General features: G+C 67.5%; 23 protein-coding genes and 2 tRNA genes. 12 read left to right on the forward strand and 13 right to left on the reverse strand.

Annotated features, from left to right (window positions below; genetic code table 11):
* Positions 1 to 186 precede the first annotated feature (186 nt).
* From dnaN to A5655_RS06940, 8 genes are all read left to right on the forward strand, one after another.
* Entirely contained in the window at positions 187 to 1,386 is a 1,200-nt protein-coding gene (dnaN, locus tag A5655_RS06905) for a DNA polymerase III subunit beta (protein ID WP_067007242.1), read from the forward strand.
* A complete protein-coding gene (gene recF, locus A5655_RS06910) occupies positions 1,387 to 2,544 on the forward strand; it encodes a DNA replication/repair protein RecF (RefSeq protein WP_067007245.1) in 1,158 nt (385 codons plus the stop codon).
* A complete protein-coding gene (locus A5655_RS06915; protein ID WP_067007248.1) occupies positions 2,541 to 3,095 on the forward strand; it encodes a DUF721 family protein in 555 nt (184 codons plus the stop codon). Before recF ends, A5655_RS06915 begins: the two co-directional genes overlap by 4 nt.
* Before the next feature lie 255 nt (positions 3,096 to 3,350).
* Positions 3,351 to 5,384, forward strand: coding sequence for a DNA topoisomerase (ATP-hydrolyzing) subunit B (gene gyrB / locus A5655_RS06920; RefSeq protein WP_067007251.1), 2,034 nt, complete (start codon positions 3,351 to 3,353; stop codon positions 5,382 to 5,384).
* A gap of 39 nt (positions 5,385 to 5,423) precedes the next feature.
* Positions 5,424 to 7,940 (forward strand): DNA gyrase subunit A, encoded by a 2,517-nt coding sequence (gene gyrA, locus A5655_RS06925; protein ID WP_067007254.1) that lies wholly within the window; start codon positions 5,424 to 5,426, stop codon positions 7,938 to 7,940.
* Between the two features lie 186 nt (positions 7,941 to 8,126).
* Entirely contained in the window at positions 8,127 to 9,014 is an 888-nt protein-coding gene (locus tag A5655_RS06930) for a DUF3566 domain-containing protein (protein WP_067007257.1), read from the forward strand.
* A 70-nt stretch (positions 9,015 to 9,084) separates the two neighbouring features.
* Positions 9,085 to 9,158: transfer RNA gene (locus A5655_RS06935), tRNA-Ile, on the forward strand.
* 151 nt (positions 9,159 to 9,309) lie between these two features.
* Positions 9,310 to 9,382: transfer RNA gene (locus A5655_RS06940), tRNA-Ala, on the forward strand.
* A gap of 28 nt (positions 9,383 to 9,410) precedes the next feature.
* On the opposite strand, the gene A5655_RS06945 is transcribed toward A5655_RS06940, so the two are convergent.
* The 4 genes from A5655_RS06945 to A5655_RS06960 all read right to left on the reverse strand — a co-directional run bounded on the left by A5655_RS06945 (position 9,411) and on the right by A5655_RS06960 (position 11,975).
* Entirely contained in the window at positions 9,411 to 10,574 is a 1,164-nt protein-coding gene (locus tag A5655_RS06945; protein ID WP_067007260.1) for a PPE family protein, read from the reverse strand.
* A 6-nt stretch (positions 10,575 to 10,580) separates the two neighbouring features.
* Positions 10,581 to 10,880, reverse strand: coding sequence for a PE family protein (locus A5655_RS06950; RefSeq protein WP_067007263.1), 300 nt, complete (start codon positions 10,878 to 10,880; stop codon positions 10,581 to 10,583).
* 314 nt (positions 10,881 to 11,194) lie between these two features.
* Positions 11,195 to 11,413, reverse strand: a complete 219-nt coding sequence (locus tag A5655_RS06955; protein ID WP_067007266.1) for a hypothetical protein — start codon at positions 11,411 to 11,413, stop codon at positions 11,195 to 11,197.
* 19 nt (positions 11,414 to 11,432) lie between these two features.
* A complete protein-coding gene (locus A5655_RS06960) occupies positions 11,433 to 11,975 on the reverse strand; it encodes a TetR/AcrR family transcriptional regulator (RefSeq protein WP_067007269.1) in 543 nt (180 codons plus the stop codon).
* A 196-nt stretch (positions 11,976 to 12,171) separates the two neighbouring features.
* Here A5655_RS06960 and A5655_RS06965 point away from each other — a divergent pair, with 196 nt between their 5' ends.
* Positions 12,172 to 13,386, forward strand: coding sequence for a cytochrome P450 (locus A5655_RS06965; RefSeq protein WP_067007272.1), 1,215 nt, complete (start codon positions 12,172 to 12,174; stop codon positions 13,384 to 13,386).
* Between the two features lie 3 nt (positions 13,387 to 13,389).
* Here A5655_RS06965 and cwsA read toward each other — a convergent pair whose 3' ends face one another.
* Positions 13,390 to 13,824, reverse strand: a complete 435-nt coding sequence (gene cwsA / locus A5655_RS06970) for a cell wall synthesis protein CwsA (protein WP_067007275.1) — start codon at positions 13,822 to 13,824, stop codon at positions 13,390 to 13,392.
* A gap of 117 nt (positions 13,825 to 13,941) precedes the next feature.
* Here cwsA and A5655_RS06975 point away from each other — a divergent pair, with 117 nt between their 5' ends.
* Positions 13,942 to 14,490: a peptidylprolyl isomerase gene (locus tag A5655_RS06975; protein WP_066941158.1), complete on the forward strand. Its 549-nt coding sequence runs from the start codon at positions 13,942 to 13,944 to the stop codon at positions 14,488 to 14,490.
* Between the two features lie 12 nt (positions 14,491 to 14,502).
* Here A5655_RS06975 and A5655_RS06980 read toward each other — a convergent pair whose 3' ends face one another.
* Together A5655_RS06980 and crgA are read right to left on the reverse strand one after the other, a co-directional pair.
* Positions 14,503 to 14,928, reverse strand: a complete 426-nt coding sequence (locus A5655_RS06980; RefSeq protein WP_067007278.1) for a PH domain-containing protein — start codon at positions 14,926 to 14,928, stop codon at positions 14,503 to 14,505.
* A 155-nt stretch (positions 14,929 to 15,083) separates the two neighbouring features.
* A complete protein-coding gene (gene crgA / locus A5655_RS06985) occupies positions 15,084 to 15,365 on the reverse strand; it encodes a cell division protein CrgA (protein ID WP_066917062.1) in 282 nt (93 codons plus the stop codon).
* A gap of 121 nt (positions 15,366 to 15,486) precedes the next feature.
* Between crgA and A5655_RS06990 the strand changes: the two genes are divergently transcribed.
* Positions 15,487 to 16,230: a DUF881 domain-containing protein gene (locus A5655_RS06990; RefSeq protein ID WP_067007281.1), complete on the forward strand. Its 744-nt coding sequence runs from the start codon at positions 15,487 to 15,489 to the stop codon at positions 16,228 to 16,230.
* A 21-nt stretch (positions 16,231 to 16,251) separates the two neighbouring features.
* The gene (locus tag A5655_RS06995; RefSeq protein WP_067007284.1) at positions 16,252 to 16,950 is read left to right on the forward strand and encodes an aminodeoxychorismate/anthranilate synthase component II; all 699 of its coding nucleotides are present in this window, start codon (positions 16,252 to 16,254) and stop codon (positions 16,948 to 16,950) included.
* Here A5655_RS06995 and pknB read toward each other — a convergent pair.
* From pknB to A5655_RS07025, 6 genes are read right to left on the reverse strand one after another with little or no spacing between them, the layout of a single operon-like run.
* Positions 16,928 to 18,805, reverse strand: a complete 1,878-nt coding sequence (gene pknB / locus A5655_RS07000) for a Stk1 family PASTA domain-containing Ser/Thr kinase (RefSeq protein WP_067007287.1) — start codon at positions 18,803 to 18,805, stop codon at positions 16,928 to 16,930. The genes A5655_RS06995 and pknB overlap by 23 nt on opposite strands.
* Positions 18,802 to 20,124, reverse strand: coding sequence for a serine/threonine-protein kinase (locus tag A5655_RS07005; RefSeq protein WP_067007290.1), 1,323 nt, complete (start codon positions 20,122 to 20,124; stop codon positions 18,802 to 18,804). Before A5655_RS07005 ends, pknB begins: the two co-directional genes overlap by 4 nt.
* Complete coding sequence (gene pbpA, locus A5655_RS07010) at positions 20,121 to 21,596, reverse strand: D,D-transpeptidase PbpA (RefSeq protein WP_067007293.1); 1,476 nt, start codon at positions 21,594 to 21,596, stop codon at positions 20,121 to 20,123. The genes A5655_RS07005 and pbpA overlap by 4 nt, the downstream gene beginning before the upstream one ends.
* Positions 21,593 to 23,002 (reverse strand): FtsW/RodA/SpoVE family cell cycle protein, encoded by a 1,410-nt coding sequence (locus A5655_RS07015; protein ID WP_067007297.1) that lies wholly within the window; start codon positions 23,000 to 23,002, stop codon positions 21,593 to 21,595. The genes pbpA and A5655_RS07015 overlap by 4 nt, the downstream gene beginning before the upstream one ends.
* Positions 22,999 to 24,507 carry a PP2C family serine/threonine-protein phosphatase gene (locus A5655_RS07020; protein WP_067007300.1) on the reverse strand — a complete coding sequence of 503 codons (1,509 nt, stop codon included), beginning with the start codon at positions 24,505 to 24,507 and terminating at the stop codon, positions 22,999 to 23,001. The genes A5655_RS07015 and A5655_RS07020 overlap by 4 nt, the downstream gene beginning before the upstream one ends.
* Positions 24,504 to 24,971: an FHA domain-containing protein gene (locus A5655_RS07025; protein ID WP_067007303.1), complete on the reverse strand. Its 468-nt coding sequence runs from the start codon at positions 24,969 to 24,971 to the stop codon at positions 24,504 to 24,506. The genes A5655_RS07020 and A5655_RS07025 overlap by 4 nt, the downstream gene beginning before the upstream one ends.
* Positions 24,972 to 24,989 lie beyond the last annotated feature (18 nt).

A 24,989-nucleotide genomic window follows, 5' to 3' on the forward strand; every position in this document is an offset into this window, starting at 1 on the left:
AACGGCGTTGGGGACACCCATTGACCGCGCCGCGCCGAGACCCACCTTCACCCGGCTTGTCGGCGTCTGCGATTAGCTTTCAAGATGGCGGCAGAAGATCTACGGTTGTGGTTCGACTGCTAGCGGCGGGCGGCTAGCCACCGTGGTTTTGAAGGTTTTTGGACACTCGGCAGGTAAAGGGACGCAATGGACGCGGCGACGACAACAGCTGGCCTCACCGACTTGAAGTTCCGTCTGGTGCGAGAGTCATTCGCCGATGCGGTGTCGTGGGTTGCAAAGAACCTGCCGACCCGGCCGGCGGTGCCGGTGCTGTCCGGGGTGTTGCTGTCGGGCTCGGACGACGGGCTGACGATCTCCGGGTTCGACTACGAGGTGTCCGCCGAAGCACAAGTTGCGGCCGAAATCGCTTCTCCGGGAAGCGTTTTGGTATCCGGACGGTTGTTGTCGGACATCACCCGGGCGTTGCCGAACAAACCCGTCGACTTCTATGTCGACGGCAATCGGGTCGCGTTGACCTGCGGAAGCGCCCGGTTTTCCCTTCCGACGATGCCGGTTGAGGATTACCCCACGCTGCCCGCGTTGCCCGAAGGCACCGGCACCCTGCCCGCGGATCTGTTCGCGGAGGCGATCGGCCAGGTCGCCATCGCGGCCGGTCGGGACGACACTCTGCCCATGCTGACCGGGATCCGGGTTGAGATTTCCGGTGACACGGTAGTTTTGGCCGCGACCGACAGGTTCCGCCTGGCGGTTCGCGAGCTGACGTGGACGGCGCTGTCGCCCGACATCGAGGCGGCGGTGCTGGTACCGGCCAAGACGTTGTCCGAGGCGGCCAAGGCCGGCGCCGACGGGTCCGAGGTTCAGTTGTCACTGGGCGCCGGCGCCGGGGTCGGCAAAGACGGGTTGCTGGGTATCAGCGGCAACGGCAAGCAAAGCACCACCCGGCTCCTGGACGCGGAGTTCCCGAAGTTTCGTCAGCTGCTGCCGGCCGAGCACACCGCCGTTGCCACCATCAACGTGGCCGAGCTGACCGAAGCCATCAAGTTGGTCGCGTTGGTGGCCGACCGCGGTGCCCAGGTGCGGATGGAATTCTCGGACGGAACGCTGCGACTGTCGGCCGGCGCCGATGATGTGGGCCGGGCCGAGGAAGATCTCCAGGTCGATTTCGTCGGCGAACCGTTGACGATCGCCTTCAATCCGACGTATTTGACCGACGGACTCGCGTCGGTCCATTCGGAGCGGGTGTCGTTCGGTTTCACGACGCCCGGCAAGCCCGCGCTGCTGCGCCCGGCCTTCGACGGCGACAGCTCCCCCACGGGCACCGGGCCCTTCCCCGCGTTGCCGACTGATTATGTGTACCTGCTGATGCCAGTCCGGCTGCCCGGATAGGTGTACGTCCGGCATTTGGGTCTGCGTGATTTCCGGTCCTGGGCTCACGCCGACCTCGAATTGCAGCCGGGCCGGACGGTGTTTGTCGGTCCCAACGGGTTCGGGAAGACGAATTTGGTTGAGGCCCTTTGGTATTCGACGACGCTGGGTTCGCACCGGGTGGGCACCGATGCGCCGCTGATCCGGGCAGGCGCGGACCGCGCGGTGGTCTCGACGATCGTCGTCAACGACGGCCGGGAATGTGCGATCGATCTGGAGATCGCCGCGGGCCGCGCCAACAAGGCGCGGCTCAACCGCTCGCCGGTTCGCAGCACGCGCGAGATCGTCGGTGTGCTGCGCGCGGTGCTTTTCGCGCCCGAAGACCTGGCCCTGGTGCGGGGTGACCCGGCGGATCGGCGACGCTACCTCGACGATCTGGCCACCGTCCGCCGGCCGAGGGTCGCCGGTGTGCGCGCCGATTACGACAAGGTCTTGCGGCAACGCACCGCGCTGTTGAAGTCCCTTTCGGGTGCGCGGTACCGGGGCGACCGCGGCGCGCTGGACACCCTGGACGTGTGGGACAGCCGGCTGGCCGAGCACGGCGCCGAATTGATGGCCGCCCGCATCGATTTGGTCAACGAGCTGGCACCGGAGGTGGAAAAGGCCTATCAGTTGCTCGCGCCGGGATCCCGTCCCGCCTCGATCGCCTACCGCTCGAGCCTCGGCGCCCGCGACCCCGAGGACGTCAAAGGTGACGACCGCGAGTTCTTGGAGGCCGCCTTGTTGGCCGCCCTGTCGGCGCGGCGCGACGCGGAACTGGAGCGGGGAATGTGTCTGGTCGGCCCGCACCGCGACGACCTGGAGCTGCGGCTCGGCGACCAACCCGCCAAAGGCTTTGCCAGCCATGGCGAATCGTGGTCGTTCGCTGTCGCGCTGCGGTTGGCGGCGTATGAGTTGCTGCGGGCGGACGGCGGCGAGCCGGTGTTGTTGCTCGACGACGTGTTCGCCGAGCTCGACGCGACCCGCCGCCGTGCGTTGGCGGCGGTGGCCGAGTCAGCCGAGCAGGTTTTGGTGACCGCGGCGGTGCTGGAAGACATTCCCGCGGACTGGGATGCTAGGCGGGTGCATATCGATCTGCGCGACGATGACGCGGGCCGGGTCTCGGCGGTGCAGTCATGACCGACGCGAACGACGCGAACGACGTTGCGAGATTGGGCGGCCTGACGGGGATCGATCTGGTGCGGCGCACCCTCGAGGAGGCCCGGGCGGCGGCCCGCGCGCAGGGAAAGGACGCCGGGCGCGGGCGGGCGGTGCCGTCGGTACCGCGGCGGGTGGCCGGCCAGCGACGGAGCTGGTCGGGTCCGGGTCCGGACGTTCGCGATCCGCAACCGCTGGGCCGGCTCGCGCGCGACCTCGCGAAAAAACGCGGTTGGTCGGCGCACGTGGCGGAAGGCACGGTGCTGGGCCATTGGCCGTCGGTGGTGGGACAGCAGATCGCCGACCACGCCACCCCGACTGCGCTCAACGAGGGTGTGCTCAGCGTAACGGCGGAATCGACGGCGTGGGCCACCCAACTGCGGATGATCCAGGCGCAACTTTTGGCCAAGATCGCCGCGGCCGTCGGCAACGGTGTGGTGACGTCGCTAAAGATCACCGGCCCTACCGCGCCGTCGTGGCGTAAGGGGCCCCGCCACATCGCCGGCCGGGGGCCGCGGGACACATACGGTTAAGGCGCCGCGGGACCGAAATCGGTCCCCAGTCGCGCGTTGATCCACAGGCGGCTCAGAGCCGCCAGGATGAAGGAGACTCCTATCAGGGACGTCGGGACGCGGCAAGAATAAAAAAATCGTCCGCACGGCGCAGTTAGCTGGGTAGAAACGCGCCCAGAGAATGGGTGCCAAGCCTCGATCACGGTAGAGTGGTGGCATGCGTCTGCCGCGGTGACCGGACCGCCCGCATGAAACCCCAAGGAGAGCATTCCGACCGTGGCTGCCCAGAAGAAGAAGCCTCAAGCTGGATACGGCGCCGAACAGATCACCGTCCTCGAAGGGCTGGAGGCTGTCCGCAAACGCCCGGGCATGTATATCGGCTCCACCGGCGAGCGTGGTCTGCACCACCTCATCTGGGAAGTGGTCGACAACTCGGTGGACGAGGCGATGGCCGGTTACGCGAACCAGGTCGACGTCCGGTTGCTGGAGGACGGCGGCGTCGAAGTGGCCGACAACGGGCGCGGTATCCCGGTGGCGATGCACGCCACCGGCGCGCCGACCGTGGACGTGGTGATGACCCAACTCCACGCCGGCGGCAAGTTCGGTGGCGAGAACAGCGGCTACAACGTCAGCGGCGGCTTGCACGGCGTCGGCGTTTCGGTGGTCAACGCGCTATCAACCCGGCTCGAGGTCGATATCTCCCGCGACGGCCACGAGTGGTCGCAGTTCTACGACCACGCCGTGCCGGGCACCCTCAAACAGGGCGAGGCGACCAAGAAGACGGGGACGACGATCAGGTTCTGGGCCGATCCGGACATCTTCGAAACCCTCGAGTACGACTTCGAGACCGTCGCGCGCCGGCTGCAGGAGATGGCGTTCCTCAACAAGGGTCTGACGATCAATCTCACCGACGAGCGGGTAGAGCAGGACGAAGTCGTCGACGAGGTGGTCAGCGATACCGCCGAGGCGCCCAAGACCGCGGAGGAGAAGGCGGCCGAATCGGCCGCGCCGCATAAGGTCAAGCATCGCACCTTCCACTACCCCGGCGGCTTGGTCGACTTCGTCAAGCACATCAACCGCACGAAAAGCCCGATCCAGCAGAGCGTCATCGACTTCGACGGCAAGGGCGCCGGCCACGAGGTCGAAATCGCGATGCAGTGGAACGGCGGCTACTCGGAGTCGGTGCACACGTTCGCCAACACGATCAACACCCACGAGGGCGGCACCCACGAAGAGGGCTTCCGCAGCGCGTTGACGTCGGTGGTGAACAAATACGCCAAAGACAAGAAGCTGCTGAAGGAGAAGGACGCCAACCTCACCGGCGACGACATCCGGGAGGGCCTGGCCGCGGTCATTTCCGTGAAGGTCGCCGAACCGCAGTTCGAGGGCCAGACCAAGACCAAGCTGGGCAACACCGAGGTCAAGTCGTTCGTGCAGAAGGTGTGCAACGAACAGCTGACGCACTGGTTCGAGGCAAATCCCTCGGAAGCGAAAACAGTTGTCAACAAGGCGGTGTCGTCGGCGCAGGCCCGCATCGCCGCCCGCAAGGCGCGGGAATTGGTGCGCCGCAAGAGCGCCACCGATCTGGGCGGGCTGCCGGGCAAGCTCGCCGACTGCCGCTCCACCGACCCGCGGAGGTCCGAACTGTATGTGGTGGAGGGCGATTCGGCCGGCGGCTCGGCCAAGAGCGGCCGGGATTCGATGTTTCAGGCCATCCTTCCGCTGCGCGGCAAGATCATCAACGTCGAGAAGGCGCGCATCGACCGGGTGCTGAAAAACACCGAGGTTCAGGCGATCATCACCGCGCTGGGCACTGGCATCCACGACGAGTTCGATATCAGCAAGCTGCGCTATCACAAGATCGTGCTGATGGCCGACGCCGACGTTGACGGCCAACATATTTCGACGCTGCTGTTGACGTTGTTGTTCCGCTTCATGCGGCCGCTGATCGAGAACGGGCACGTGTTTTTGGCGCAGCCGCCGCTGTACAAGTTGAAGTGGCAGCGCAGCGATCCCGAATTCGCCTACTCCGACCGCGAGCGCGACGGCCTGCTGGAGGCCGGGCTGAAGACCGGCAAGAAGATCAACAAGGAAGACGGCATCCAGCGCTACAAGGGTCTGGGCGAGATGGACGCCAAGGAGTTGTGGGAAACCACCATGGACCCGTCCGTGCGGGTCTTGCGCCAAGTCACCCTGGACGACGCGGCGGCCGCCGACGAGCTGTTCTCCATCCTGATGGGGGAGGACGTCGACGCGCGCCGAAGCTTTATCACCCGTAACGCCAAGGACGTTCGCTTCCTAGACGTCTGATCGATCAGGCACGCGTATCCCGACGCAAACGAGGAATAGATGACTGACACCACGCTGCCCCCGGGCGACGAGGCCGGCGACCGTATCGAACCGGTTGACATTCAGCAGGAGATGCAGCGCAGCTACATCGACTACGCGATGAGCGTGATCGTCGGCCGCGCGCTGCCCGAGGTGCGCGACGGGCTCAAGCCCGTACACCGCCGGGTGCTCTACGCGATGTACGACTCCGGCTTCCGCCCGGACCGCAGCCACGCCAAGTCGGCGCGGTCGGTGGCCGAGACGATGGGTAACTATCACCCGCACGGCGACGCGTCGATCTACGACACGTTGGTGCGCATGGCCCAGCCGTGGTCGCTGCGCTACCCGCTCGTCGACGGCCAGGGCAACTTCGGTTCGCCGGGCAACGATCCGCCGGCGGCGATGAGATATACCGAGGCGCGACTGACCCCGCTTGCGATGGAGATGCTGCGCGAAATCGACGAGGAGACAGTCGATTTCATCCCCAACTATGACGGGCGGGTGCAGGAACCGACGGTGCTGCCCAGCCGGTTCCCCAACCTGCTGGCCAACGGTTCGGGCGGCATCGCGGTCGGCATGGCGACCAACATCCCGCCGCACAACCTGCGCGAGCTCGCCGAGGCCGTGTTCTGGTGCCTCGAGAACCACGAGGCTGACGAGGAAGCGACCCTGGCCGCGTGCATGGAGCGTGTCAAGGGACCCGACTTCCCCACCGCCGGCTTGATCGTCGGCAGCCAGGGCATCTCCGACGCGTACAAGACCGGCCGCGGCTCCATCCGGATGCGCGGCGTGGTCGAGGTCGAAGAGGCCAGGGGCCGAACGTCTTTGGTGATCACCGAATTGCCATATCAGGTCAACCACGACAACTTCATCACCTCGATCGCCGAGCAGGTCCGCGACGGCAGGCTGGCCGGCATCTCCAACGTCGAGGACCAGGGCAGCGACCGGGTCGGTGTGCGCATCGTCGTCGAGATCAAGCGCGACGCGGTGGCCAAGGTGGTGCTCAACAACCTCTACAAGCACACCCAGCTGCAGACCAGCTTCGGCGCGAACATGCTGTCCATCGTCGATGGCGTCCCGCGCACCCTGCGGCTCGACCAGATGATCCGCCACTACGTCGAGCACCAACTCGACGTCATCGTCCGGCGCACCACCTACCGGCTGCGCAAGGCCAACGAACGGGCCCACATCCTGCGCGGTCTGGTCAAGGCGCTCGACGCGCTCGACGAGGTGATCGCCCTGATCCGCGCGTCGGAGACGGTCGACATCGCCCGCGCCGGCCTGATCGAGCTCCTCGACATCGACGAGATCCAGGCCCAGGCGATCCTGGACATGCAGCTGCGGCGCCTCGCCGCCCTGGAGCGCCAGCGAATCATCGACGACCTGGCCAAGATCGAGGCCGAGATCGCCGACCTGGAAGACATCCTGGCCAAGCCGGAACGGCAGCGCGGCATCGTGCGCGACGAACTCAAAGAGATCGTCGACAAGTACGGCGACGACCGTCGCACCCGGATCGTGGCGGCCGACGGAGAAGTGAGCGACGAGGACCTGATCGCCCGCGAGGACGTCGTCGTCACGATCACCGAAACGGGTTATGCCAAGCGCACCAAGACCGACCTGTACCGCAGCCAGAAACGCGGCGGCAAGGGCGTGCAGGGCGCCGGGCTCAAGCAGGACGACATCGTCGCGCACTTCTTCGTGTCCTCGACGCACGACTGGATCCTGTTCTTCACCACGCAGGGCCGGGTGTATCGGGCCAAGGCCTACGAACTGCCCGAGGCGTCCCGCACGGCGCGCGGCCAGCACGTGGCCAACCTGCTGGCCTTCCAACCGGAGGAGCGCATCGCGCAGGTCATCCAGATCCGCAGCTACGAGGACGCGCCGTACCTGGTGCTGGCCACGCGCAACGGCCTGGTGAAAAAGACCAAGCTGACCGACTTCGATTCCAACCGGTCGGGCGGGATCGTGGCGATCAACCTGCGTGACAGCGACGAGCTGGTCGGCGCGGTGCTGTGTTCGTCCGAGGACGACCTGCTGCTGGTGTCGGCCAACGGGCAGTCCATCCGCTTCTCGGCGACCGACGAGGCCTTGCGCCCGATGGGCCGAGCCACCTCGGGCGTGCAGGGCATGCGGTTCAACGCCGACGATTACCTGCTGTCGCTGAACGTGGTCCGTGAGGGCACCTACCTCCTCGTCGCCACGTCCGGCGGTTACGCCAAGCGCACCGCGATCGAGGAGTACCCGGTGCAGGGCCGCGGCGGGAAGGGCGTCCTGACCGTCATGTACGACCGCCGGCGCGGCAGGCTGGTCGGCGCGTTGATCGTCGACGAGGACAGCGAGCTCTACGCCATCACCTCCGGGGGCGGCGTGATCCGGACGGCGGCGCGCCAGGTCCGCAAGGCCGGACGGCAGACCAAGGGCGTCCGGTTGATGAACCTGGGTGAGGACAACACGTTGTTGGCCATCGCGCGCAACGCCGAGGAAGCCGCGGACGAGGCCGTCGGGGACCCCGATGACGCCGAGGATGCGCAGAGCTAGGCGGGTAACGATGCGGGTAAGCGGGGGTCCGCAGAAGCGCCCGGGCAACTAGACTCGGCCCGACGGGCGATGCGGACCCAGCGGAGGTCCTCTCCACGGGCCGGAGCCGGGCAATAGACTCGGCCCGACCACACATAATGCGACTGCCACCGCAGGTGGCCAGCGCAGCAGATCTAAGGAGTCGGGGTGACCTCACCGAACGAGCCGGGCGCCCCCAAACCGGGCGACGGCCTGAATGGGGATGGCGCGGCCGAGCGTGCCGGGGCGCACCGCGCGGCGCCCGGCCACACCGGCCGGGCCCATGACGCCGGTGATTCGCCACCACGGCAGCGCGGCGCCGCCCGGGCATCCGCCCCTGCGCATCGCGAGCCCGAACCGCACGCCGAGCCGCGGCCGGGCGCCGCTCCCACCAGTGCCGATGCCCGACTCAACCGCTTCATCTCCGGGGGGTCCGCGCCCGGGGCCGGCGCACCCCCGCGTGGGAAGCCGTATGAATTCGACCCCGCGCCGCCACGCGGCGACGGCCCGCCCGCCGAGGCCTACGCCAGCGAGTTGCCCGATCTGTCCGGGCCCCTTCCGCGATCCCCGCAGCGCAAGCCCGCGCCGGAGCGCAGCGCGGAGGCGCCGAGCCCGTCCGTTTCGGCCAGGTCCACGAACGCCGACACCAACGAAGGGCGCGAAAACCGGGTCCAGGTGTCGCGGCGCACCCGCGGTCCCGTTCGGGCCAGCATGCAGATCCGGCGGATCGATCCGTGGAGCACGCTGAAGGTGTCCCTGTTGCTCTCGGTGGCGCTGTTCTTCGTGTGGATGATCGCGGTGGCGTTCCTGTATCTCGTGCTCGGCGGCATGGGCGTGTGGGCCAAGCTGAACAGCAACGTCGGCGACCTGTTGAACAACACCAGCGGCAGCAGCGGCGAATTGGTTTCCAGCGGCACGATCTTCGGCGGCGCGGTGCTGATCGGCCTGGTCAACATCGTCCTGCTGACCGCGATGGCCACCATCGCCGCGTTCGTCTACAACCTGGCCACCGATTTGATCGGCGGCATCGAAGTCACGCTGGCCGACCGGGACTAGTGGCGATCACGCGGTTTTGGGGGTCGGGCGACGATTGCGGTAATCTCGTCGCTCGGCCGTACGCGAGTGCGGGCCTGTAGCTCAGGCGGTTAGAGCGCTTCGCTGATAACGAAGAGGTCGGAGGTTCGAGTCCTCCCAGGCCCACAACCATGTGCCCGTCCAGACGTTGCGTGAGGCTTGCATTGCCACTGGCATTGGTCGCTGTGGTGGCGGCGGTGGTGCGGGCACGACGCGGGGTCGAGGTCTGGCACGTGGCGGTGGACGAATCACCCGATCGCCCACCGAGCCACGATGAGGGGCCTTAGCTCAGTTGGTAGAGCACCGCCTTTGCAAGGCGGGTGTCAGGGGTTCGATTCCCCTAGGCTCCACAAGCCACAAGCCACGCGCCGTCCGCGATTACCCGGCCGCCGGAGGTTTTGCCATCACCGAGGGCTTGAAACCGTAGGTCGGAAGCATTCTCCCGTAACGGTTTCCGCCGAGTTGCCCCATTGGAGCCATGGGCAGGGCATTCATTCCTTCGGCCCCGGCCGGCACAACCGCGGCGTTGAGGGCGGCCACCCCCGGGTTGGTCACCGCGCTCACGGGCGCCCAGCTCGGGGGCACCGACAAGGCGCCCAGCGGCAGCGCTCTGCCCAGACCACCCGCCGCCACGCCCCCGGCGTTCGCTCCGGCGTTCGCCGCCGACTGCGCCGCGCCCTCGGCCGCCTTGACCGCGGGAGCGAGGCCCTTGGCGAAGGTGGTCATGGCCGTAATCCCGTTGCTCACCTGGCCGAAGGACTGCGTCGACTGGATCATCGACTGCGCGGTCGACACGTACGGCACCAGGTACTTGCTGTACAGCATGACCACGTCGTCCAGGATCGTGTTGGTCGAAATGTACTTATCGAGCTGCGTGCCATTGAAGGACGAAACCAGTTCGGCCAACGGATTGGGGACGGACTCCAAACGCGTCAGCACCTCCTGCACGACGCTCCGGACGGGGTTGTCGGCGGCGGCTGCGGATACCGCGGCGGACTGGCGGGCCACGCCGGAGGGATCGGCCACCTCCGGTGGCTCCGCGAAATCGGTCAGCTGTGCCGCGGCGGCCGAGGAGCTCGCGTAGGCATACATCGCCGTCGCGTCCTGGGCCCACATTTCGAAATACTCCGCCTCGGTGGCCGCGATCGCCGGGGCGTTTTGCCCTAAGAAATTCGTCGCGAGCAAGGCCGCCAGCTGCGCGCGGTTGGCCGCGATCACGGGAGGGGGGACCGTCATGGCGAACGCGGTCTCGTGTGCGGACGCTGCGGCGGCGGCCTGGCTGGCGGCCAGCTCGGAATGCGTGCCGCTGCTTTGGAGCCACGCCACGTACGGCGTCGCGGCCGCCACCAGTGATGCCGACGCGGGACCCAGCCACGGTCCGCTAGTCAGGGAAGAAATCACCGACTGGCATCCTGCGGCGGCCGAGTGCAATTCGGCGGCGAGCTCACCCCAGCCCGCCGACGCGGCAACCAACGAGCCCGCCCCCGGACCGCTGTACATGCGCGCGGAGTTGACCTCGGGCGGCAACAATCCGTAGTCCATCGCGGCTCAGCCCGCAGATGCCGCGTTCGCGGCTTCCGTTGTGGCATAGGACGCCGCGCCCGCGGCCAGCGTGGCGACGAACAACTGATGAATCGCCGCCGCCTGAGCGCTCAACGCCTGAAAACGCTGCGCGTGCGCGGCGAAGTGGGCCGCGGTCAGCGCGGAGACCTCGTCGGCGGCGGCAGGAACGACGCCGACGGTCTGGGCGGCCACCGCGCCATTACCGGCGTTCAACGCGGCGCCGATCGACTGAAGATTGGCGGCGGCCGACGCCAGCTTCTCCGGATAAGCAGTTACGAAAGACATGAGGGTGTCCCTTTCGAGGTTTTGTCGTTGGCACGGAACGATATAAACAGCGCGCGACCCATTTGTCGGGCTTTAATGAGAGATGGGCTCTGACCTGGCTTTTCCTAGAAAGCTCACGGTGATTCGAATTCTGCTATTCGAAAGTTGTGAATTCGACCGGCCATTTGTCGGAATTCGGTTAGAACGCAAGCCCATCGCGCCGCGGAATATGAGCCCGATTTGAATTATCGGCTATAGAAGAATATTCGTCAGCCTGAGTGTATGGATTCCGTAGGGATTGACGGCGGCGAGACCGGTTCCGCCGAAATGCACGCTCAGAGGTCCGCACCCTCGGCCAAGTAGGTGACTCGATACCAACGCCCAGGCGGCGTCAGCCGCGTGTCGTAGCTCTCGGTCGCGGTCACCGACTCCAGGCGGACGTCCGTCAGATGCGGGTTCTGAACGCGAACATGGTCTTCGAGCGCCGCGTCCAGCGCGCCGCCGGTGAGAGTCACATCCGCGAGGGCCCTGCCCTCGTACCTCGTCCAAGTCACGCCTCACATCCTTGCTGCCTCATCCGGTGGAACCGAGGAAGCGTTGAATCAGGGCGCGTTCGGCGGCCGGGTCTTTGACTGGCCAGAACCACAGCGCCAGGAAGACGCGAATCAGCCACTGCGCGGCCAGCGGGTCGTCGTTGTCGGGGCCGAGCATCTCGGCGGCCAACGCGGTGACAGTGGGCGAGCTGATGACCCACTCGCTGACAGGATTCGCGTGTATCGACTGCATGAGCTGGGCCAGCGGATCCGACCGCAGTCGTTGTAGCGCGAGGATCGTGGCGGTCACCACGCGCTCGGGGCCCCTGAGGTCCTTGATGACTTCCCGCGTGGCGTCGACGATGCGAGCGGCCTGGATAGCGACGACGGCGTCGCGGATGGCCGTCTTGCCGCCGGCGTGCCGGTAGATCGTCGCGGGCGAGCAGTGCACCCTGGCCGCCAAGGCTTCGATCGTGAAGCCCTCGTACCCCTTGCGGGAGATGAGATCGGCGGCGGCGGTGTAAATCCGTTCGGTGGCCTCGCTACGGCGGTCGCGTCCCACCAACCAGTCGTCGCGCGGCATCCACCCATGCTCCACCACAACGCAGCCCGTAGAAATACTTCTCTCACGTTGAGAATTTTCCAGGCCGATTTCTCAGGCTAATGCGCTGCTGGCAAGAGGTGGGCGCAGCCGCGCTCGACCGGCGCCGGGCGCCATCGCCCCTCAACATCGCCTGGTCCCATTGACGTCGCTGGTTGATCGCGTCGAGCCTTGACGCATGCCCGTCCTGGACAGACCGATCGAGCTCCTCGGCGCCGAGGCGCTACAAGATCCGTACGCGCTGTATGACCGCATGCGCGGCGAACTGCCGGTGCAGCGCATCGGCGACTCCGTCTTCTACGCCGTATGCGGCTGGGACGCGGTCCAGGAGGCGGTCGAGCGCGTGGACGACTTCTCGTCAAACCTCACCGCCACCCTGGTTTTCCAGGAGGACGGCACCGTTACCCCGTTCGACATGGGGCCGGCCGGAGGCGCCGCCCACGCGCTGGCCACCGCGGACGATCCGGCGCACGCGGTGCATCGCAAGATTCTGTTGCCGCATTTGTCGGCCAAGCGGGTGCGGATCATCGAGGAGTTCGCTGCCGCCACCGCCGACCGGTTGTGGGAGCAGAACCTGCGAGACGGCCAGATCGAATGGATGGGCGCCATCGCCAACCGGCTGCCGATGATGGTGGTCGCGCAACTTCTTGGCCTGCCCCATGACGACGTCGACAAACTCATTCGACTGGGCTATGCCACCACCACGCTCCTCGACGGGATCGTCACCTCCGAACAACTCGAAGGGGCGTTCGCGGCCGCGCTGGAACTGTCCGGGTATGTCACGGAGCATTTCGAAAAGGCAAGCGGCAGCGGCGAACACGGCCTGATCGCCGACCTGGCGGCGCGCTGTGCGTCGGGGGAACTCGACCAATTACCGGCAATGGGCATCATGATGACGCTCTTCAGCGCCGCCGGAGAATCGACGGCGTCGCTCCTGGGCAGCGCCGCGTGGATACTGGCCGATCGCCCCGCGATCCAAAGCCGGCTCCGTGAAAAGCCGGAATTGCTAGGCCCTTTCATCGAGGAGACGCTGCGCCTCGAGTCGCCGTTCCGCGGCCATTACCGGCACGTGTGGCGCGACACCACGCTGGCCGGGGTCGAGATGCCGGCCGATTCCCACCTGCTGCTGATGTGGGGAGCGGCCAACCGCGACCCGGCGCACTTCGACGCCCCGAACGAATTCCGCCTGGATCGCGCCGGTGCCAAGGGTCACCTGGCGTTCGGCAAGGGCGTGCACTTTTGCGTGGGCGCCGCGCTGGCCCGCCTCGAAGCACAAATCGTGTTGCGCAAGTTATTGGAGCGCACCGCCTGGATCGAGGCGATCGACGTCGGCGACTGGCTGCCGAGCATCCTGGTCCGGCGCCGCAAAAGCCTGCGGTTGGCGGTCAGCTGACGATCACGGGCGCGGCTGCACGTCCACGCTCGGCGGCCGCGGCGACGGCTCCTCGCCGCCGGCGCGCATCGAACGCCGGACGACGCTGAACGCGACGGCGCCGCCCGCCAGGACCACGACGGCGGCCCCGGCGATCACCCAGGGCCGCGGCTTGCGGCGCTGCGCCCGGCGCGCCTGCTGCAGCGCCTGAGGCAGCCCGGAGACCACCTCCTGGGCGGCGGCCAGCTCCTGCGCGAGTGTTTCTTGGGCAGCGGCGATTTCGCGCGCGAGCCGGCCCTCGCGGTAACGGCGACGAAGCCCCGACGCGGTCGACTGCGCGCCGTGGACGCTCAGCCCGACGACTCCCCGGGTGACGTCGACCGGTCCCACCGCCGAGTAGGTCAGTCCGCGGGCCAGTCGCTCCCGTGGGGTCAGCCGAGTTTCCGTCTTCGCGCTCATCTGCCGCCCTTCTGTCCGCTCGTGCGATGCCTCATCAGACTGCCATCGGTGGGCCACGCCCGGCCCCATTTGTGCGCGCCCGGGTTTCGGTACCGGGTGCGTACGAGGTCGCGCGTAATGGCAGACTCTAGCCCCGTGACTAACAGCCCCATTCAGACCGCCACCGCAACGCTGCACACCAACCGCGGAGACATCAAGGTCGCCCTGTTCGGAAACCACGCGCCCAAGACCGTCGCCAACTTCGTCGGCCTGGCCCAGGGGACCAAGGAGTACTCGACCCAGAACGCGTCGGGCGGGCCGTCGGGCCCGTTCTACGACGGCGCGGTCTTTCACAGGGTGATCAGGGGCTTCATGATCCAGGGCGGCGATCCGACCGGTACGGGCCGCGGCGGGCCGGGCTACAAGTTCGCCGACGAGTTCCACCCTGAGCTGCAGTTCGACAAGCCCTACCTGCTGGCGATGGCGAACGCGGGCCCGGGCACCAACGGTTCGCAGTTCTTCATCACCGTCGCCCAGACGCCGCACCTGAACCGGCGCCACACGATCTTCGGCGAAGTGACCGACCCCGATTCGCAAAAGGTGGTCGACGCGATCGCGACGACGGCGACCGACGGCAACGACCGCCCCACCGAGGCCGTCGTCATCGAGTCGATCACGATCTCCTAGGGCGGCGCCCGCTCAGCGCCGGTTACCACCCGCGTAGCCGGCGTCGGTCAGCGCGTCGAGCACCTTCAACGGGTCGGTCCCGAGGTCCCAGCGGGACAAGATGATCAACCCACCGTTGACCGTTTCGACCTCGAGCAACCGCACGGTGCGCGCGTGACGGCGGAATTCGGTGATCCGGATGATCTTGATGTCGGAGTGCCGCAATACCTGCGTCCGGAACCAGCCCCGCAGCGCCAGGCCGGCCGGGGTAATTGCCAGCTTCGGGCGCGCGCGCCACGTCATGCCCGCAAACAAGATCAACCCCGCCGCGGCAATCCCGGTCAAAATGCGGCCGGGGGCGTCTGTGACTAGGGTCACACTCGCGATAGCCATCAAAACGCCGACAGCCCCACAACCTGCGATTCCGGTCGCGGGCGGCGCCCATTGTGTTTGCTGCATGGGCGGCCTAACCCCTCCCACCACTGCCAATGCGCTTATCCACAAGCGCTATCAACAGTGGGGATAAATCACACGCGTGTGATTGGCCGGTCGCGACGTTGCTGAGCCAGTTACAGGAACACCCCAAGATGAATTCATAACCTCGCCGGGGTTGGTCAGTGCCAGCGCATCGTGAGCAACAGCCCGGTGATCATGAAAGCGAACGCGATCGCGTAGTTCCACGGGCCGAGTTGCGCCATCCAGTTCAGGGCGGCCGGCGCCTGGCTTCCGACGGCCGCCAATTGGAACACCATCAGCCAGACGAGTCCGATCAACATGAGGCCGACAAACAGGCAAACGAACCACACGCTGGACGGTCCGACCTTCACTTTCACCGGGGTGCGGCTGACCGCGCTGACGGTGAAGTCGTTCTTCTTACGGACCTTCGACTTGGGCATTTGAATACCTCGGCATTACCTGAACGACGGGACGGGATGCGACGATAACGGTGGCAGCTGCACGCATAGCTCGGATACGAGACTAACTCACCTGGCACGGTGACCAGGAAATGGAGACTCGATGATGGACACGCGCCGCTCACCATGGCGCTTCGGGGTCCCGCTGGTCTGCCTGTTGGCTGGGTTGCTGCTCGCCGCCACGCACGGGGTCTCCGGCGGGGCCGAAATCCGGCGCAGCGATGCGCCGCGCCTGGTCGACCTGGTGCGCGAGGCCCAGTCGTCGGTCGATCGCCTGCGCGCCCAGCGCGACGAGCTGGCCAACAAGATCGACTCCGCGCACGGCCGGTCCACGGATGCGGCGCTCAAGGCGATGCTGCGGCGCTCGGCCGAGCTGGCCGGCGAGGCGGGCATGGACCCGGTGCACGGGCCGGGTCTGGTCGTGACCCTGCAGGACGCACAGCGCGACGCCAACGGCCGCTTCCCCCGCGACGCATCGCCCGACGATCTGGTCGTGCACCAGCAGGACATCCAGGCCGTCCTCAACGCGTTGTGGAGCGCCGGCGCCGAGGCGATCCAGATGCAGGACCAGCGGATCATCGCGACGTCGGTGCCGCGCTGCGTCGGCAACACGCTGCTGCTCAACGGGCGTACCTACAGCCCGCCCTACACGATCACCGCGATCGGTGACGCGGCGGCCATGCAGGCCGCCCTGGCCGCCGCTCCCCTGGTCGTCCTCTACAAGCAGTACGTGGTCCGGTTCGGCCTCGGGTATCGCGAAGAGGTCAAGCCCGACGTACGGATCGCCGGGCATTCCGAACCGGTCCGGACGCACTTCGCGCAGCCGGCGGGTCCGGTGGGGTACTGAGCCGGACGGTAACCTGACACGATGCGGATCCTGGTCGTCGACAACTACGACAGCTTCGTGTTCAACCTGGTGCAGTACCTCGGCCAGCTCGGCGTCGAGGCCGACGTCTGGCGCAACGACGACGACCGTCTCTCGGACCAGACGGCCGTCGCGGCGCAGTTCGACGGCGTGCTGCTCAGCCCCGGGCCGGGCACCCCGGAACGCGCGGGCGCGTCGATCGGGCTGGTTCGCGCGTGCGCCGAGCAGCGCACCCCGCTGCTGGGGGTCTGCCTCGGACACCAGGCGATCGGGGTGGCGTTCGGCGCCACCGTGGACCGCGCCCCGGAGTTGTTGCACGGCAAGACGAGCAGCGTGCTTCACGCCAATGTTGGTGTGCTGCAGGGACTTCCGGATCCATTCACGGCGACCCGGTACCACTCGCTGACGATCCTGCCGGAGTCGCTGCCGGCGGCGCTGGAGGTGACGGCCCGCACCCGCAGCGGTGTGATCATGGGCGTGCGCCACACCGACCTGCCGATCCACGGCGTCCAGTTCCACCCGGAGTCGATCCTCACCGAGGGCGGGCACCGCATGCTGGCGAACTGGCTTGGGTACTGCGGCTGGACGCACGACGACATGCTGGTGCGCCGCCTGGAGAACGAGGTCCGCGCCGCGGTCCGGCCCTATTTCCCGGACGCCGAGACCGGCGCGGCGGGAGCTACTGGCCGAACTTCAGCGTGATGATCCCGTCCCGGTTGCAACCGGCCCCGGCGGGCGGGTTCTGATAGACCACCCGGTGGGACTGGGAGCCGCCGGCGTCGACGTCGGGTCCCTTGTCCAGCCCCCCGGTCCAGCCCAGCGCCCGCAACCGCGGTTCGGCGTCCGTCCAGAACATGCCGGTCAGGTCCGGCATCAGGAACTGGTTGCCCTTGGACACCTGAATTTCGATGATCGAGTCCACCGGAACCATCTGGCCCTTGGGCGGATTCGTGCCGATCACCTCACCGGCGGGCCGGGGGCTGTCGACCTGCGTCTGGGTGACTTTGGTGAAGCCGTAGACCGTGAGGTTCTTTTGCGCGATGTCGACGGTCTGGCCGGCGACGTCGGGGACCTGCTTGTTTTCCGGCCCGGAGCCGACGATGACGGTGATCACGTTCGTGATCGCCGACGTCTGGTTGGCCGGCGGGTTGGTCCCGATGACCTTGCCCAGCAGCTCCGGCGTTGACGGGGAGTTCGCCTGCTTGAACTTGGTGAAGCCCGCGGTCTTCAGCTTGGTGACCGCGTCGCTGTAGCTCAGCGAGGAGACGTCGGGCACCTCGCGCTGCTCGGGGCCGGTCGAGACGTTGATGGTGATCTCGTCGCCGGCGCTCACCGACGCGTTGGCGGCGGGGTCGGTGCTGATGACATGGTCGGGCGGAACCGTCGAGTCGGGCTTCTGCAGGGTGCGCGTCTTGAAGCCCCGGTTCTGCAGCGCGGCGATGGCGTCGGCGGACACCTGGCCGCGCATGTCGGGCACCTGGACGTCGCGGGTGCTGCCGCCGAACGTGTTGAAGGCGATGACCACGACGATGGTCAGCACCGCCAGCACGGCGACCGCGACGACCCAGCGGCCGATGGAGCCGCCGGCGCGGTCGCCGTCGGTGTCGTCCAGCGCCTGGCGTGGCAGCGGGTCGGTGCGCGGCCCGTGACCGGGGCCCGTGGAGGACAGGAACGAACTGCGCTCGGCGTCGGTGAGCACCTTGGGCGCTTCGGGGGGCTCGCCGTTGTGCACCCGGACCAGGTCGGCGCGCATCTCCGCCGCGGTCTGGTACCGGTTCTCCGGGTTCTTGGCCAGCGCCTTGAGCACCACGGCGTCGAGGTCGGCGGAGATGCCCTCGTGCCGTTTCGACGGCGGTACCGGATCCTCGCGGACATGCTGGTACGCGACCGCGACGGGCGAGTCACCCGTGAAAGGCGGTTCGCCGGTGAGGATTTCGTACAGGACGCAGCCCAGCGAATAGACGTCGGACCGGGCGTCGACGGAATCCCCGCGGGCCTGCTCGGGTGACAGGTACTGGGCCGTCCCGATCACGGCGGCGGTCTGGGTGACGCTGTTTCCGCTGTCGGCGATCGCGCGCGCGATGCCGAAGTCCATCACCTTCACCGCGTTGGTGCTGCTGATCATGATGTTCGCCGGCTTGACGTCGCGGTGGATGATGCCGTTCTGATGGCTGAAGTTCAGCGCCTGGCAGGCGTCGGCGATGATCTCGATGGCGCGCCGGGGCGGCAGCGGGCCGTCGGTGTGCACGATGTCGCGCAGGGTGACGCCGTCGACGTACTCCATCACGATGTAGGGCAGCGGGCCGGTGGGTGTTTCCGCCTCACCGGTGTCGTACACCGCGACGATGGACGGGTGGTTCAGCGCCGCGGCGTTTTGCGCCTCGCGCCGGAAGCGCAGGTAAAAGCTCGGATCGCGGGCAAGGTCAGCGCGCAGCACCTTCACCGCGACGTCGCGGTGCAAGCGGACGTCGCGGGCCAGATGAACTTCGGACATGCCCCCGAAACCGAGGATCTCGCCGAGCTCATAGCGGTCGGACAGGTGCTGCGGGGTGGTCATTGCGGTGTCTCATCACGGGCCGGCGATGTGCTGGGTATAGAGGGAGGAACCCAGTCATGTCCATGCGGCCTGCTCTGAAGTCCAGAATTACCTATGCCCCGGGGATCCGTCCAATCCAGGCGCAAACGCGGCGCGGACCCGCTGGGCGTCTTGCTCGCCGGCGGCGCCGTCGCCGGCGGGGTCCCGGTGTCGGTGACCGTCGGGGGCGCCGGCTGCTCGTTTTCGGCGCGGGAGTTGATGACGATGATCACCGCGATCAAGATGGCCAGCGCCCCCAGCACGCCCGCGGCCCACAGCAGCGCGCGCTGTCCCGACGAGAACGTGCGCCGCGCAGGCGGCCGCGACCGGCCGGTGGACGGCCCGGAGCGCCGGGGCGCGGCGGCGCGGCTGGGCCCGACGGCGGGCGACCTGGTGTGCGGGCTCGACGGAATGGCCGCCGGCGAGGCGCGGCCGGGGGGCGGTGACTGGCTCGGCCGCGGCGGCCGGCGACCGGCCCGGACCGCGGCGACGGCGTCGGCGAACGGTCCCCCGCTGCGGTAGCGCATCTGGGGGTTCTTGACGAGGGTGATCTCGATGAGTTCCCGCACGTTGGGCGGCAGCTCGGCCGGCAGCGGCGGCGGTGGTTCCTTGATGTGCTTCATCGCCACCGTCAGCGCGCCGTCGCCGGTGAACGGGCGCTTACCCGAAACCACTTCGTAGCCAACGACTCCCAGTGAGTAGACATCGCTGGCGGGGGTCGCGTCGTGACCCAGCGCCTGCTCGGGGGCGATGTATTGGGCGGTGCCCATCACCATCCCGGTCTGGGTCACCGGCGCGGCGTCGACCGCCTTCGCGATACCGAAGTCGGTGATCTTCACCTGGCCGGTCGGGGTGATCAGGATATTGCCGGGTTTGACGTCGCGGTGCACCAGGCCGGCGGCGTGCGCGATCTGAAGGGCCCGGCCGGTCTGCTCGAGCATGTCGAGCGCGTGCCGCAGCGACAGCCGTCCGGTGCGCTTGAGCACCGAGTTCAGCGGCTCCCCGTTGACCAGCTCCATCACCAGGTAGGCGGTGCGGCCCTCCCCGTCCAGCTGGCTCTCGCCGTAGTCGTGGACCTGGGCGATTCCCGGGTGATTCAGCATCGCCGTGGTGCGCGCCTCCGCGCGGAACCGTTCGATGAACTCAGGGTCCTGGGAGAACTCCTGCTTGAGTACCTTGACCGCGACGCGCCGGCCCAGCCGGCTGTCGACCGCCTCCCACACCTGGCCCATGCCACCGGTGGCGATGAGGCGCTGCAGGCGGTACCGGCCAGACAGCGTCACACCAACTCGCGGGCTCATGGTCCTCCCTGTAGCGCGGCCTCGATCACCGCCCGGCCGATCGGTGCGGCGAGCGCGCCCCCGGTCGCGGATAGGCGGTCGCCACCGTTCTCCACCAGCACCGCCACGGCAACCTTCGGCGTCTTCGCGGGCGCGAACGCGATGTACCACGCGTGCGGCGGGGTGTTACGTGGGTCGGTGCCATGCTCAGCGGTACCCGTCTTGGATGCAATCTGCACGCCGGGAATCGCCCCTTTCTGCTGTGCGACCTTCTCGGCGCCGACCATCAGCTCTGTTAGCTTAGCGGCGACCTGCGGCGACACCGCGCGGCGCTGCTGATAGGGCGCGGTGGTGCTGATGTTGGAAAGGTCCGGCCCCTTGAGGCTATCGATCAGGTAGGGCTGCATCGTCACCCCGCCGTTCGCGATGGTCGCGGCGATCTCCGCGTTCTCGAGCGGTGTGAGCGCCACGTCCTTCTGGCCGATGCTGGACATTCCGAGCGCGGCGGCGTCGGGAATGATGCCGATGGTCGATTCGGCGACCTGCAGCGGAATGACGCTCGGCGTGCTGTCCAGCCCGAAGGAATGCGCCATGCTGCGCAGCGCGTCGGCCCCGGTGAGGATGCCCAGCTGGACGAACGCGGTGTTGCAGGACAGGGCGAACGCCTGGCTGAGCGACACCGTCTGCTCGTTGCCGCACGGCGTGCCGCCGTAGTTCTCCAGGGTGGCGGTGCTGCCCGGCAGCGGAATGGAGGACGCCGCGGTCAGCTGTTCCGTTTCGTTCGCGCCGGCCTGCAGCGCGGCCGCGGTGGTGATGACCTTGAACGTCGAACCGGGCGGATAGGTCTCGGAGATGGCGCGATTGGTCATCGGATTGTCGGGGTCGTCACGAAGCCGCTGCCACGCCTGCGATTGCACCTGGGAATCGTGCGACGCCAGCAGGTTGGGGTCATAGGACGGCGACGACACCATGGCCAGGATTTTGCCGGTGGACGGCTCCAGCGCGACGACGGCGCCCTTGCACGGCCCGCCGCAGCCCTGCTGCATGGCATCCCAACCCGCTTGCTGGACCCGCGGAACGATGGTGGTGTCGACGCTGCCGCCCCGCGGATCCCGACCGGTGAAGAAGTCGGCCAACCGTCGCCCGAACAGCCGCTCGTCGGACCCGTTGAGCACCGGATCCTCGGTGCGTTCCAGCCCCGTGCTGGAGTAGCGCAGCGAGTAAAAGCCGGTGACGGGCGCGTACACGGCGGGGTCGGGATAGACCCGCAGGAAACGGAACCGGCTGTCGGTGGCCACGGAGTACGCCAGCAGCTGGCCGCCCGCGATGATCTGGCCGCGCTGCCGGGAATACTCGTCGAGCAGGACGCGCTGGTTGCGCGGGTCGGCGCGCAGCCCGTCGGCGGCGAAGACCTGCGTCATCGTGGCGTTGAGCAACAGCAGCACGACCAACGCCATGACGGTCACCGAGATCCGGCGGAGAGAGGCGTTCATACCCGCTCGATCACCTCGGTGCCGGCCGCCGCGATCGGCGAGGTGTTGCGGGCGCGGGTGCGCAGGGGTCGCCGGGCGCTGTGCGAGATGCGCGCCAGGATGGCCAACAGGATGTAGTTCGCCAACAGTGACGACCCGCCGTAGGACATCCATGGGGTGGTCAGCCCGGTCAGCGGAATCAGCCGCGTCACGCCGCCGACGACGATGAACAGCTGGATGGCCAGCGTCGACGCCAGGCCCGCTGCCAGCAGCTTGCCGAAGCTTTCGCGCGTCGCGATCGCCGTGCGCAGGCCGCGCACGATGACGATGGTGTAGAGCATCAGAAGGGCCGCCAGGCCCACCAGCCCGAGTTCCTCGCCGAACGCGGCGATGATGAAGTCCGTCGACGCCGCCGGCACCGTGTCGGGTTGACCGTTGCCCAGCCCGGTGCCGAAGATGCCGCCGGTGGCGAAGCTGAACATCGCCTGCACGAGCTGATAGCCGCTTCCGTCGGGATCGGAGAACGGGTCCCACCACATCTGCACCCGGACGCGGACGTGCTCGAAAACGAAGTACGCCACGACGCTCGCCGCGGCGAAGAGCACCAGTCCGATGACGACCCAACTGAAGCGCTGGGTGGCGAGGTAGACCACCACCAGAAACGACGCGTAGAGCAACAGCGAAGTGCCGAGGTCTTTTTCGAAAACCATCACGCCGATCGAGATCACCCAGGCCGCCAACAGCGGCGCGAGGTCTCGGGGCCGCGGCAGGGTCATGCCCATGAAATGCTTGCCGACGCTGGTGAACAGACCCCGTTTGGCGATCAGCACCGCCGAGAAGAAGATCAGCAGCAGGATCTTGGAAAACTCGGCCGGCTGAATTGAGAAGCCCGGCAACCGAATCCAGATCTTGGCGCCGTTTTGTTCGGACAGGGATGCCGGTAGCACCGCGGGAATCGCCAAGAAGACCAGGCCGACGGCGCCGCAGATGTAGCCGTAGCGGGCGAGTTGCCGATGGTCCTTCAAGAACGTGATCACCAAAGCGAAGGCGGCCACCCCGACCACCGTCCACAGCAGCTGTTGGGTGGCACTGGGGTGACGGCGCCCGTTCAGCTCGTTGTTGACGAGGTCGAGCCGGTGAATCATCACCAGGCCAAGTCCGTTGAGCAGGGCCACGATTGGCAGCAGCAGCGGGTCGGTGTAGGGGGCGAAGCGGCGGATGGCCAGGTGTGCGCTGCCGAACATGACCAGGAAGATGAGCCCGTAAGTCACCAGGTTCCAGTGCAGGTCGCGGTCCTGGTTGGCCTGGACGATGAGCAACGCCGCGACGGTTATCAGCCCGGCGAAGCACAACAACAGCAGTTCGGCGTTGCGCCGAGTGGGCAGCGGAGGGGTGACCGCGACCGGCTGGAGTTGTTGTGTGGTCATGCCACCGCCCGGCAGTCGATGCCCGGCTTAGGTGGAGGCGGCGGCAGCGCGGTCACCGTCTGGGAAGTGGTGGGCGACGTGGTCGCGGGCGCGGTGTTCGCGGGGACGCTGGTCGAGGTGGTGCTGGTGGGCGGGGTGCCGCTGGAAGTGGTCGGGGGCGCTGAGGGATTCGGCTCTGTGGTGCTGCCCGTCGTCGTCGGGGCCGGCGGTGCCGGCGGAGAGGTGGCGCGGGGCGGCGGGCAGGGCGGCAGCAGCGAGTTCGCCGACAATTCCCGCAATTGCCCGATGGCGTTGTCCAGGCTTCCGGTTGGCAGCCCGGCCTGAACCTGCGCACGTTCGGGCGGGCGCAAATCCTGCAGTTGCATGAAGCGGCAGTCCAAATGACCGCCGCTCTGACTGAAACTGATCAACGACAACTCGTTGCGCGCGTTGAGACAGCCGATCAGATAGGGCTCATGCAGGGACATGCCCAGCAGCGATCCCTGGATCCCCCGCAGGATCGACACCATGCCGTTGTATTCGGCGACGTAGTAGTTGCTGCGGATGATGGCCCGGCCGATGCCCAGGCCCGCGAGCACCAGCAGCACCATCAGCGTGACGACGATCGCCATCCGACGTCGTGACCATCGCTGGCGGCGCGTCGGTTCCTCTTGCGGCGGAACGCGTTTGGCGACCTCGTCGCGGGGCCTGATGGCGGAGGCGCGCCCGGCGGAGGTGTTGGGCAGGGTGGTCAGCTGGTCGTCGTCACCGGATACCGCGCCGGCCAGAATCGGCTGGGTCTGGCCGTAGTCGTAGTCGACGACGTCGGCGACCACCACGGTCACGTTGTCCGGGCCGCCGCCTCGCAGCGCCAATTCGATCAGGCGGTAAGCACTTTCGGCGACGTCGGGGATCTGCAGCGCCTCGTGGATGGTCTCGTCGCTGACTGGATCGGACAGTCCGTCGGAGCACAGCAGGTAGCGATCGCCGGCGCGCGCCTCGCGCATGGTCAGCGTGGGCTCCACCTCGTGGCCCGTCAGCGCCCGCATGATCAGCGACCGCTGGGGGTGGCTGTGCGCCTCTTCCCGGGTGATGCGCCCCTCGTCGACCAGGGTCTGAACGAACGTGTCGTCCTTGGTGATCTGGACCAGTTCGCCGTCGCGCAGCAGGTAGCCACGCGAGTCGCCGATGTGCACCAGCCCAATCCGATTGCCGTCGAACAATATTGCGGTAAGTGTGGTGCCCATCCCCTCGAGGTCGGGTTCCATCTCGACCTGCGCGGCGATGGCTGCATTGCCTGCGCGCACCGCGGAGTCGAGCTTGGCGAGCAGATCGCCACCGGGCTCGTCGTCGTCGAGGTGGGCCAGCGCGGCGATCACCAATTGGGAGGCCACCTCGCCGGCCGCGTGACCGCCCATGCCGTCGGCCAGGGCCAGGAGCCGGGCGCCGGCGTAGACGGAATCTTCATTGTTGGCGCGTACCAGGCCGCGGTCGCTGCGGGCCGCGTATCGCAGGACCAGGCTCACGGGCGCAACTCAATCGCCGTTTTGCCGATTCGAATCGGCGTTCCGATGGGAACCCTTACCGCAGTCGTCACCTTCGCCCTGTCAAGGTAAGTGCCGTTGGTCGATCCTAGATCCTCGACGTACCATTCCGAGCCGCGCTGAGACAGCCGGGCATGCCGCGTCGAGGCGTAGTCATCGGTGAGCACCAGGGTCGAGTCGTCAGCGCGTCCGATCAACACCGGCTGCCCGCTGAGAGTGATACGGGCGCCCATCAAGGCCCCCTCGGTCACCACCAGATAGCGTGCGGCGGTGCGGCGCTGGCGTGCGGGCAGCAGGGTGCCGCGCAACGCCAAACCGCGGCGCACCATGACGGCCCCCGTGGGCGCGTAGATATCGGTCCGCAGGATCCGCAGCACGGACCAGATGAATACCCATAACAACATTAAAAATCCGGCACGCGTCAGCTGCAGTACTAGTCCCTGCATCTGGCGTCCTTTCCGTCC

The organism is Mycobacterium sp. 1081908.1 (assembly GCF_001673535.1).
GTDB lineage: Bacteria > Actinomycetota > Actinomycetes > Mycobacteriales > Mycobacteriaceae > Mycobacterium.

Bases quoted from the DNA above. Each gene is read 5' to 3' on its own strand.
- A5655_RS06915 (WP_067007248.1), top strand. From the start codon at position 2,541: ATGACCGACGCGAACGACGCGAACGACGTTGCGAGATTGGGCGGCCTG.
- A5655_RS06950 (WP_067007263.1), bottom strand. From the start codon at position 10,880: ATGTCTTTCGTAACTGCTTATCCGGAGAAGCTGGCGTCGGCCGCCGCC.
- A5655_RS06975 (WP_066941158.1), top strand. From the start codon at position 13,942: ATGGCAGACTCTAGCCCCGTGACTAACAGCCCCATTCAGACCGCCACC.
- A5655_RS06960 (WP_067007269.1), bottom strand. From the start codon at position 11,975: ATGCCGCGCGACGACTGGTTGGTGGGACGCGACCGCCGTAGCGAGGCC.
- A5655_RS07005 (WP_067007290.1), bottom strand. From the start codon at position 20,124: ATGAGCCCGCGAGTTGGTGTGACGCTGTCTGGCCGGTACCGCCTGCAG.
- A5655_RS07025 (WP_067007303.1), bottom strand. From the start codon at position 24,971: ATGCAGGGACTAGTACTGCAGCTGACGCGTGCCGGATTTTTAATGTTG.
- crgA (WP_066917062.1), bottom strand. From the start codon at position 15,365: ATGCCCAAGTCGAAGGTCCGTAAGAAGAACGACTTCACCGTCAGCGCG.
- A5655_RS06945 (WP_067007260.1), bottom strand. From the start codon at position 10,574: ATGGACTACGGATTGTTGCCGCCCGAGGTCAACTCCGCGCGCATGTAC.
- cwsA (WP_067007275.1), bottom strand. From the start codon at position 13,824: ATGAGCGCGAAGACGGAAACTCGGCTGACCCCACGGGAGCGACTGGCC.
- A5655_RS06980 (WP_067007278.1), bottom strand. From the start codon at position 14,928: ATGCAGCAAACACAATGGGCGCCGCCCGCGACCGGAATCGCAGGTTGT.
- A5655_RS06995 (WP_067007284.1), top strand. From the start codon at position 16,252: ATGCGGATCCTGGTCGTCGACAACTACGACAGCTTCGTGTTCAACCTG.
- pbpA (WP_067007293.1), bottom strand. From the start codon at position 21,596: ATGAACGCCTCTCTCCGCCGGATCTCGGTGACCGTCATGGCGTTGGTC.
- A5655_RS06965 (WP_067007272.1), top strand. From the start codon at position 12,172: ATGCCCGTCCTGGACAGACCGATCGAGCTCCTCGGCGCCGAGGCGCTA.
- pknB (WP_067007287.1), bottom strand. From the start codon at position 18,805: ATGACCACCCCGCAGCACCTGTCCGACCGCTATGAGCTCGGCGAGATC.
- gyrA (WP_067007254.1), top strand. From the start codon at position 5,424: ATGACTGACACCACGCTGCCCCCGGGCGACGAGGCCGGCGACCGTATC.
- A5655_RS06990 (WP_067007281.1), top strand. From the start codon at position 15,487: ATGATGGACACGCGCCGCTCACCATGGCGCTTCGGGGTCCCGCTGGTC.
- dnaN (WP_067007242.1), top strand. From the start codon at position 187: ATGGACGCGGCGACGACAACAGCTGGCCTCACCGACTTGAAGTTCCGT.
- A5655_RS07015 (WP_067007297.1), bottom strand. From the start codon at position 23,002: ATGACCACACAACAACTCCAGCCGGTCGCGGTCACCCCTCCGCTGCCC.